The organism is Mitsuaria sp. TWR114 (assembly GCF_007997345.1).
Genome location: NZ_VOSR01000233.1, coordinates 1 through 8,506, shown reverse-complemented (window position 1 = coordinate 8,506; position 8,506 = coordinate 1). Strand labels below are relative to the sequence as shown.

General features: G+C 69.1%; 13 protein-coding genes and 1 pseudogene. 3 read left to right on the top strand and 11 right to left on the bottom strand.

The genetic code is table 11. The features are described 5' to 3' along the window. Nucleotides 1-29: 29 nt before the first annotated feature. The 11 genes from tatB to argB all read right to left on the bottom strand — a co-directional run bounded on the left by tatB (nt 30) and on the right by argB (nt 6,650). Nucleotides 30-515 carry a Sec-independent protein translocase protein TatB gene (gene tatB / locus FUT87_RS10305; RefSeq protein ID WP_147240951.1) on the bottom strand — a complete coding sequence of 162 codons (486 nt, stop codon included), beginning with the start codon at nt 513-515 and terminating at the stop codon, nt 30-32. Nucleotides 516-526: 11 nt separating this feature from the next. Beyond that, nucleotides 527-757, bottom strand: a complete 231-nt coding sequence (tatA, locus tag FUT87_RS10300; RefSeq protein ID WP_091725763.1) for a Sec-independent protein translocase subunit TatA — start codon at nt 755-757, stop codon at nt 527-529. A 190-nt stretch (nt 758-947) separates the two neighbouring features. Continuing rightward, nucleotides 948-1,295 carry a histidine triad nucleotide-binding protein gene (locus FUT87_RS10295; RefSeq protein ID WP_091725766.1) on the bottom strand — a complete coding sequence of 116 codons (348 nt, stop codon included), beginning with the start codon at nt 1,293-1,295 and terminating at the stop codon, nt 948-950. Nucleotides 1,296-1,362: 67 nt separating this feature from the next. Continuing rightward, nucleotides 1,363-1,764 (bottom strand): hypothetical protein, encoded by a 402-nt coding sequence (locus FUT87_RS10290; RefSeq protein WP_091725769.1) that lies wholly within the window; start codon nt 1,762-1,764, stop codon nt 1,363-1,365. Then, the gene (locus FUT87_RS10285; RefSeq protein ID WP_091725772.1) at nt 1,761-2,129 is read right to left on the bottom strand and encodes a phosphoribosyl-ATP diphosphatase; all 369 of its coding nucleotides are present in this window, start codon (nt 2,127-2,129) and stop codon (nt 1,761-1,763) included. The genes FUT87_RS10290 and FUT87_RS10285 overlap by 4 nt, the downstream gene beginning before the upstream one ends. A 5-nt stretch (nt 2,130-2,134) precedes the next feature. Continuing rightward, nucleotides 2,135-2,527 (bottom strand): phosphoribosyl-AMP cyclohydrolase, encoded by a 393-nt coding sequence (gene hisI, locus FUT87_RS10280; RefSeq protein ID WP_091725777.1) that lies wholly within the window; start codon nt 2,525-2,527, stop codon nt 2,135-2,137. Nucleotides 2,528-2,573: 46 nt separating this feature from the next. Next, complete coding sequence (locus FUT87_RS10275) at nt 2,574-3,056, bottom strand: NUDIX domain-containing protein (protein ID WP_091725781.1); 483 nt, start codon at nt 3,054-3,056, stop codon at nt 2,574-2,576. Then, a complete protein-coding gene (locus FUT87_RS10270; RefSeq protein ID WP_147240950.1) occupies nt 3,049-4,002 on the bottom strand; it encodes an ATP-binding protein in 954 nt (317 codons plus the stop codon). Before FUT87_RS10270 ends, FUT87_RS10275 begins: the two co-directional genes overlap by 8 nt. Nucleotides 4,003-4,058: 56 nt before the next feature. Further along, entirely contained in the window at nt 4,059-4,697 is a 639-nt protein-coding gene (gene slmA, locus FUT87_RS10265; RefSeq protein ID WP_091725790.1) for a nucleoid occlusion factor SlmA, read from the bottom strand. A gap of 113 nt (nt 4,698-4,810) precedes the next feature. Then, the gene (locus FUT87_RS10260) at nt 4,811-5,500 is read right to left on the bottom strand and encodes a response regulator transcription factor (protein WP_091725793.1); all 690 of its coding nucleotides are present in this window, start codon (nt 5,498-5,500) and stop codon (nt 4,811-4,813) included. 235 nt (nt 5,501-5,735) lie between these two features. Beyond that, complete coding sequence (argB, locus tag FUT87_RS10255; protein WP_091725796.1) at nt 5,736-6,650, bottom strand: acetylglutamate kinase; 915 nt, start codon at nt 6,648-6,650, stop codon at nt 5,736-5,738. A 113-nt stretch (nt 6,651-6,763) separates the two neighbouring features. Between argB and FUT87_RS10250 the strand changes: the two genes are divergently transcribed. The 3 genes and pseudogenes from FUT87_RS10250 to FUT87_RS10240 all read left to right on the top strand — a co-directional run. Next, on the top strand, nt 6,764-7,744 hold the full coding sequence (locus FUT87_RS10250; protein ID WP_147240949.1) for a cation diffusion facilitator family transporter: 981 nt from the start codon (nt 6,764-6,766) through the stop codon (nt 7,742-7,744). Further along, nucleotides 7,741-8,178, top strand: a complete 438-nt coding sequence (gene dtd, locus FUT87_RS10245; RefSeq protein ID WP_147240948.1) for a D-aminoacyl-tRNA deacylase — start codon at nt 7,741-7,743, stop codon at nt 8,176-8,178. Before FUT87_RS10250 ends, dtd begins: the two co-directional genes overlap by 4 nt. 51 nt (nt 8,179-8,229) lie before the next feature. After that, nucleotides 8,230-8,506 (top strand): annotated as a pseudogene (locus FUT87_RS10240) (VOC family protein); the annotation flags it as partial.

The following is an 8,506-nucleotide window of genomic DNA, read 5'->3' as shown; positions in this document are numbered from 1 at the left end:
GCCGGCCAGTTCGTCTTCTTGGGGGCTGCTCATGAGGCTCGGCGAGGAGGACGGAAGCGCGCCACGCGGGCCGCGCCGGATTGGGCATGGCGTTTCACGCCCAGCCGCTGCTTGTACCAGAGCGGCGTGGCGCCCCGCTTCAGGCGCCAGTTCTTCTTCGGATGCGCGTAGACCGGGACCGGCGACGCGTAGCCGCCGATCGAGCCATCCGCCAACGTGCCGTCGACGGACAGGTCGGACCAGGTCGACTGCAGCGCCTGGTTGGCGGAATCCACCTGCTCCTGGACGCTGGCGTGCACGTCGCTGACGGCGGTCTCGAACTGGCCCTTCATCTTCTGGAGTTCCTCCAGTTCGATGGACCGGTTCACTTCCGCCTTCACGTCGGCGACGTAGCGCTGCGCCTTGCCCAGCAGCGTGCCCACCGTGCGGGCCACGCGCGGCAGGCGCTCAGGGCCGAGCACGACCAGCGCCACCGCGCCGATCAGGATCAGCTTGTCGAAGCCGAAATCGACCATGCGGGTCGTGCTCAGCTACGGGTCTTGGCGTCGACGTCGACGGTGTTCGGATCGGCCGCCTTGTTGGTGTTGGCCACCTGCTGCGGCGGCGCGTCGGACGAGGTGCCGTCCTTCATGCCGTCCTTGAAGCCCTTGACCGCGGCGCCCAGGTCGCCGCCCACGTTGCGCAGCTTCTTGGTGCCGAACACGGCGATGACGACCACCAGCACGATCAGCCAGTGCCAGATGCTCAAACTACCCATGACATTCTCCAGAGTCGGAAGTCGAAATTCTAAGGGGCGCTCATGACAGCCATACCGGCGATCTGCGCCCCTCCCTGCCCGCATCAGCGGCTTATGCGCCTCACCCTACCCGCTGGGCGAACGCAACCCCTCGTATATCGAGCGGTCGGCGCTGGCTTTCCGGGGCGGCCGCGGGCGAAGCGGGGGATGTTCAGCCCTTCGACCAGGGGCGAGGCCCGCCGATCGCATGCATGTGGAGGTGGAACACCTCCTGACCGCCATCCGCCCCGGTGTTGACCACGGTGCGGAAGCCGTTGGTGACGCCCAGTTCCTTCATCAGCCGCGGCACCAGCACCGACATCTTGCCCAGCAGCGGCGCATGCTCGGGCTGCAGGTCGGCCATGCTGGCGATGTGCTGCTTGGGGATCAGCAGGAAATGCACCGGCGCCCACGGGTGGATGTCGTGGAAACCGATCAGGTCGTCGTCCTCGTAGACCTTCCTGGCGGGAATCTGGCCCTGGACGATCTTGCAGAAGATGCAGTTGGGGTCGTGGCTCATGGTGGCGGCGGTCGGGAATTGCGGCGAACCGGAATCAGGCGGAGGGCGGGCGCGGCGAGGCGCTGCCTCAGGTCGGCATCGGCCGGCGGTCGTTCATCGCCAGCCAGCCGCGCACGATGCGGTACAGGAACCAGATCGAGATCAGGCACCAGGCGATCCAGCCCGGGATGATGAACAGCAGCCACAGCGGGATCGTCACCACGTACAGGATCCCGCACCACAGCACGCTGCGCAGGCGCCAGGAGAAGTGGGTGGCCTGCCAGGTGCCGACGGCCTCGTCGCGCTTCACCAGGTCGACGATCACCGCGACGATCAGCAGCACGATGCTGGCCTGCACGCCGGGCAGCAGTGCGCCGATGGCGACGATCGCGTGCAGCACGTAGCTGATGATGCCGACGGTGCGCAGACTGGCCTCGCGCTGCGGATCCAGGGCAACGGACGGCGGTGGCGGATCGAACGACTCGGTCATGGGCGCTCCTGTGCTTGTCTGCTGGCGAATTCCTCGAGGCCGGACAGGCCTTCGCGGCGGGCGAGCTCGGCCAGCACCCGCTCGGGCCGCACGTCGAGCGCGGCCAGCGCCACGATCGAGTGGAACCAGAGGTCGGCGACTTCGTAGACCAACTTGTCGGGCGCGCCATCCTTGGCGGCGATCACGACCTCGGTCGCTTCCTCGCCCACCTTCTTGAGGATCTGGTCCAGGCCCTTGGCGAAGAGCCTGGCGACATAACTCTTGTCGGGATCGCCCTCGGCGCGGCGCTGCGCGACCACGTCGCCCAGGTGCGCGAGCACGTCCCGCGAGAGGGACGCGCCGGCGGCGGTGTTGTCGGTGCTCATCGCGCTCAGGCCTTGTAGATGGTGGCCGGGTCCTTGAGGACCGGCTCGACGGTGGTCCAGCGACCCTGCTCGAGCTTCTGGAAGAAGCAGCTGTGGCGGCCGGTGTGGCAGGCGATGCCGGGCTCATGGCCGTGCTGGGTGATGGTCAGCAGCACCACGTCGTTGTCGCAATCCAGGCGGATGCCGTGGACCTGCTGCACATGGCCGGACTCCTCGCCCTTGTGCCACAGCTTCTGGCGCGAGCGGCTCCAGTACACCGCCTCGCCACGCTCGGCGGTGCGGGCCAGCGCCTCACGGTTCATCCACGCGAACATCAGGATGTCGCCGGAGCCCTGCTCCTGCGCGATGACGGGCACCAGGCCGTCGCGGTCCCACTTGATCTGATCGAGCCAGTCCATCGCGGCAGTGTAGTCCGGCCCTGCCGACGTCGCCGGTCGCGCGCCCTCAGACGACATGGGTGAGCCCGACATGGAAGCGCTCCGCGGCGAACCACTGCAGCACCGGGATCGTGCCCGGCAGCACCGGCTGGACCTGCACCGGCAGGTGCTGCCAGCTCATGGCCTGGCCTTCGCGCATCTCGAATTCGCCGGTCCATTCGTAGACCTTGCAGAAGTGCAGCCGCACCTTGGCATGCGGGTACTCCATCAGCTCGATCTTCCAGGGATGGGCCGCGCCGATGGTGATGCCGAGTTCCTCGTGCAGTTCGCGGCGCAGCGCCTGTTCCACCGTCTCGCCCGCCTCGAGCTTGCCGCCCGGGAACTCCCAGTAGCCGGCGTAGACCTTGCCCTCGGGGCGCGAGGTCAGCAGGAACTCGGTCTCCCGGCCGCCCGCCTCGCGGCGCACCAGCACGCCGACGGCAACGTCCACCGGCACACGGTCGGTGGCGGCGGACGGGCTGTGCGGATTGGCCTGTTGCGGCTCAGACATGGTCGAGGCCCTCCGGTGCGTCGCGGTCCGCGGTCGCAGCGACGGACGCGACCGGCGCCATGCCTTCATCGGCACCGCCGCGGCCGGCCAGGTCGCGGGCGAACTGGTAGGCGACGCGGCCCGAGCGCGAACCGCGCTCCAGCGCCCAGACCAGCGCCGGCTGGCGTGCCGCCTCGATGCGGGCGGCGTCCAGACCGAAGTGCGACAGCCACTGGGCGACGATCGCCAGGTACTCCTGCTGACTGAAGCTGTAGAAGCTGATCCACAGCCCGAAGCGCTCGCTCAGCGAAATCTTCTCCTCCACCGCCTCGCCCGGATGCACCTCGACGTTGCCGTCGCGCTCCGAGTGGGTGTAGCCGAGGTTGTCCTTCATCTGCTCGGGCAGCAGGTGGCGGCGGTTGCTGGTGGCGTAGATCAACAGGTTGTCGGTGGCGGCGGCGACCGAGCCGTCCAGCATCGACTTCAGCGCCTTGTAGCCGGCCTCGCCCTCGTCGAAGCTGAGGTCGTCGCAGAAGATCACGAAGCGCTCCGGCCGGTCGGCGACCAGGTCGGCCAAGTCCGGCAGGTCGACCAGGTCGGCCTTGTCGACCTCGATCAGGCGCAGCCCCTGGCCGGCGAACTCGTTCAGGCAGGCCTTGATCAGCGAGCTCTTGCCGGTGCCGCGCGCGCCGGTCAGCAGCACGTTGTTGGCGGGCTGGCCCTGCACGAACTGGCGGGTGTTGCGCAGCAGCCGCTCCTTCTGCGGCTCGACTTCCTTGAGGTCGGCCAGGCGGATCGTCGACAGGTGGCGCACCGGCTCGAGCCGCGCGCTCGCGCCGCGCTTGCGGTAACGGAAGGCGACCGCCGCCTCCCAGTCGGGCGGCGTCAGGGGCTGGGGCAGCACGGCCTCCAGGCGGCTCAGCAGCGCGTCGGCGCGCCGCAGCAGGGCATCAAGGGCGTCGGACATGGGGCCGAGTGTAGGGGCCGCGCCCCCGGTCGGCGGGCGCTGGGCGGCGGCCGGACTCAGGCGAGCATTCGCATTGCGGCATCCAACTGTTCGGTGGGAAGCCGCTTGAAGCCGGAGCGCGCATACCGCTGCAGCCGGCCGATGATGAAGCTCACCAGCACCGAGGCCTGCGCCTGGGCCTCGACCGTCGGGGTGCTGGAGCCCGAGGCCTCGGCCGCGGTGCGCAGCGCCTGGCGCAGCGAGGACTCGACCTTGTCGAAGAACTGGTTCATGCGCGCGACCAGACGCTCGTTCTCGTAGACCAGCGCGTCGCCGACCATCACGCGGGCCATGCCAGGGTTGCGTTCGCCGAACTGCAGCAGCACCGCGACGATGCGCTGCGCCTGGGCCAGTCCATCCGTCTCGCGCTCGGCGATCTGGTTGAGCAACGAGAAGATGCTGGTCTCGATGAACTCGATCAGCCCCTCGAACATCTGGGCCTTGCTGGCGAAGTGCCGGTAGAGCGCGGCCTCGCTGACTTCCAGCCGCGCGGCCAGCGCGGCGGTGGTGACGCGCTCGGCGCCGGGCTGTTCCAGCATGCTGGCCAGCGTCTGCAGGATCTGCACCCGGCGCTCCCCCGGCTTGAGCCGCTTGCGTGGCAGCTCGGCCGGCTTGGCGGCGGCGGAGTCCGAGGTATCCGGGGGGCTGGTGTGCATGGGAGGGGCCGAAGTGTGCGGCGATTCTGGCACAGCCCGAACACCGCCTTGACGCCGATGCCGGACGGCGTACGGGCCGGCGTTCGACGGCCGCAGGCGCGGCCCCGGTCCGGTCAGTCGCGCAGCCAGCCCAGGCGCCGCGCCTCGTAGATGGCCTCGACCTTGGAGCGCACCTGCAGCTTGCGGTAGGTGCGTTTCACGTAAGTCATGATCGTGTGCGGCGACACATTCATGAACTGCGCGATCTCGTCGAAGGTGAAGCCCTTGGCGGCCAAGTGCAGCACCCGCGATTCCTGCTCGGACAGGGCCACGACCTGCTCGTCGACCAGCGGCATCGGGGCCGACTCGCCGAAGCCGCGCGGATGGGCGCCCGCGCCCTGCGGCGCCAGGCGCAGCAGCAGGCGACGCGCGATCACCGGCGAGATCGGGCTGCCGCCCGCGCGCAGCGAGCGCAGCTGGCCGGGCAGGTCCAGCGCCAGCGAGTCCTTGAGCAGGTAGCCGGTCGCGCCGGCTTCGATGCTCGAGAGCACATGCTGCTCGTCGCCGAAGACCGAGATGACCATCACCTCGCACTCGGGCGCGACATGCGCGGCATGGCGGATCAGTTCGATCCCGCTGCCGCCGGGCAGGTCGAGGTCGACCAGCAACACGTCGGGACGCGTCTGGTCGAACATCTTCCGCCCCTGCTGGAGATCGGTGGCCATGCCCACCAGACGGATGTCCGGCGCTTTTTCCAGGGCATGGGCGAACGCTTCGCGGAAGCGAAGCTGATCTTCGACGATCAAGACGCTGAACAGTGACATGCAATCCCTCACGGCTATGGAGCCGCTGCGGGGCGCATTCTGGGATGTCGCGTCTTTCAGCGGCAATCCCCAGCTTGCAGTGGTATGACCTTCGACCATCCCCGACTCCTGAGCGTTACGCGAGGGCAAAGCACGCTCCCGGAAACGACCGAGCCCCCTCGTTCGGAGGGGGCTCGGTGGGGAATTCCGCCCCTCTGGGGGAGCGCCGGGGACGCCCCCAGAGCACGAACTCAGCTCAATGCGAGCGGATCATCGTGCCGTAGGCCTGCTCGGAGAGGATCTCCAGCAGCATCGCGTGGGGCACGCGGCCGTCGATGATGTGCACCGCCTTGACGCCGCTGCGGGCCGCGTCCAGCGCCGAGGCGATCTTGGGCAGCATGCCGCCGGACAGCGTGCCGTCGGCGAAGAGCTCGTCGATCTCGCGGGCCGAGAGGTCGGTCAGCAGCTTCCCCTGCTTGTCGAGCACGCCGGGGGTGTTGGTCAGCAGCACCAGCTTCTCGGCCTTGAGCACCTCGGCCAGCTTGCCGGCGACGACGTCGGCGTTGATGTTGTAGCTCTCGTTGCTCTCGCCGAAGCCGATCGGGCTGATCACCGGGATGAACTGGTCGTCCTGCAGCGCCTTCACGACGCTGGGGTCGATTGCGACGATGTCGCCGACCGAGCCCACGTCGTGCTCCTTGGCCGGATCGTCCTTGTCGATCAGCTTGAGCTTCTTGGCGCGGATCATGCCGCCGTCGCGGCCGGTCAGGCCGACCGCCTTTCCGCCGGCGACATTGATCAGGCCGACGATGTCCTGCTGCACCTCGCCGGCCAGCACCCATTCGACGACGCTCATCGTCTCCTCGTCGGTGACGCGCATGCCCTGGATGAAGTGGCCCTTCTTGCCGAGCTTGTTGAGCGCATCCTCGATCTGCGGACCGCCGCCGTGCACCACCACCGGGTTCAGGCCGACCAGCTTGAGCAGCACCACGTCCTCGGCGAAATCCTGCTGCAGCGCCGGATCGGTCATCGCGTTGCCGCCGTACTTGATGACGATGGTCTTGCCGTGGTACTTGCGGATGTAGGGCAGCGCCTGGGACAGCAGCTCCGCCTTGTCGCGTGGCGGGATGTGGCTGAGGTCGGCGTCGTGGACGGGCGGGGTGTTGCTCATGGTGCTGTCCGGATGAGGCGGAAGGGGGTGGCGAAAGGGGTGGTGGTGGGAGCCCTCCAGGGAGGGCGCGCAAGTCGAACGGGCGCCATTCTAGGACCGGCAAAATCGGCGCCATGCAAGTGCAGCAATACCTGAAGCTCTCGGTCCTCGTGGCAGTGCTGACCATCGCCCTGAAGACGGCCGCCTGGTGGTGGACGGGCTCGGTGGGCCTGCTGTCGGACGCGCTCGAATCGGGGGTGAACCTGGCCGGCGCGCTCTTCGGCCTGGCGATGGTGACCATCGCCCGCCGTCCGCCCGACGAGGACCACCCCTTCGGCCACCACAAGGCGGAGTACTTCTCCAGCGCCTTCGAGGGCGCGCTGATCCTGGTGGCCGCGCTGGGGATCGGCTGGGCCGCGATCGAGCGGCTGCGCACGCCGCAGCCGCTGGAGGCGCTGGGCGTCGGCATGGTGCTGTCGCTGGTGAGCACCGCGATCAACGGCGCGCTGGCCTGGAAGATGCTGCGGGCGGCGCGGGAGCACCGCTCGATCGCGCTGGAAGCCGACGCGCGCCACCTCTTCACCGATGTCTGGACCTCGGTCGGCGTCGTGGCCGGGCTGGTCGGCGTGCTGCTCACCGGCTGGACCTGGCTGGATCCGGTGCTGGCCATCCTGGTGGCGCTGAACATCCTGCGCGAGGCGATGCACCTGATGTGGCGCTCCACCGCCGGCCTGATGGACATGGCGCTCGAACCCGAGGACCAGCAGGCGATCTCCGCCGTGCTGAAGGGCTTCGCGTCGCCGGAGCTGCGCTTCGACCATGTCGCTACTCGCGTGGCCGGGCAGCGCCGCTATGTCGATTTCCACCTGCACGTGCCGGCGCGCTGGACGCTGGGCGAGGCCGCGAAGCTGCGCGGCGAGGTCGAGCAGGCGCTGATGCGCGCGCTGCCAGGCATCCGCGCCAGCATCCAATTGCTGCCGGTGAATGTCGAGACGCGCTTCGCCGAGCAGGCCGCGCAGGAGGCCCAGGCCCAGGCGCAGGAGGACACCCCGGAGGACGCCCCCGGCGCTCCCTCCCCGCACACCCCACCCACCCCCAAGGAAGGACAGGCATGATCGCGCTGCTCCAACGCGTGAAGGAAGCCCGGGTCGATGTCGGCGACCGCTGCACCGGACGCATCGGGCCGGGCCTGCTGCTGCTGGTCTGCGCCGAGCCGCAGGACAACGAGGCGGTGGCCGACAGGCTGCTGCAGAAGATCCTGAAGCTGCGCATCTTCAGCGACGAGGCCGGCAAGATGAACCGCAGCCTGCAGGACGTGGGCGGCGGGCTGCTGGTCGTCTCGCAGTTCACGCTGGCGGCGGACACCTCCGGCGGCAACCGGCCCAGCTTCACCGGCGCGGCGCCCGCCGAGCTCGGCCGCCGGCTCTACGACCACCTGGTGCGCTCGGCCCGGGCGCAGCATCCGGTCGTGCACACTGGCGAATTCGGCGCCGACATGCAGGTCAGCCTGGTCAACGACGGGCCGGTGACCATTCCGATGCGGATGTGACAGACCGCCGAGCGACGACTTGAACGACCACCCGATGAAGGGGAGCCAACGATGATCAGCTACGTGACCTTGGGCAGCAACGACCGCCGCGCGGCCAAGGCCTTCTACGACGCGGTGCTCGCGCCGCTGGGCCTCAAGCCCGGCTACGCGGACGACGAGATGGTCGGCTACGGCCCCGAGGGCGGCGAGACCCAGCTCTGGATCGTGCAGCCGTTCAACGGCCTGGACGCGAGCGCCGGCAACGGCACGATGCTGGGACTGGCCGCCTCGACGCGGGCCCAGGTCGACGCGGCCCACGCGGCGGCGCTGGCCGGCGGCGGCCGGGATG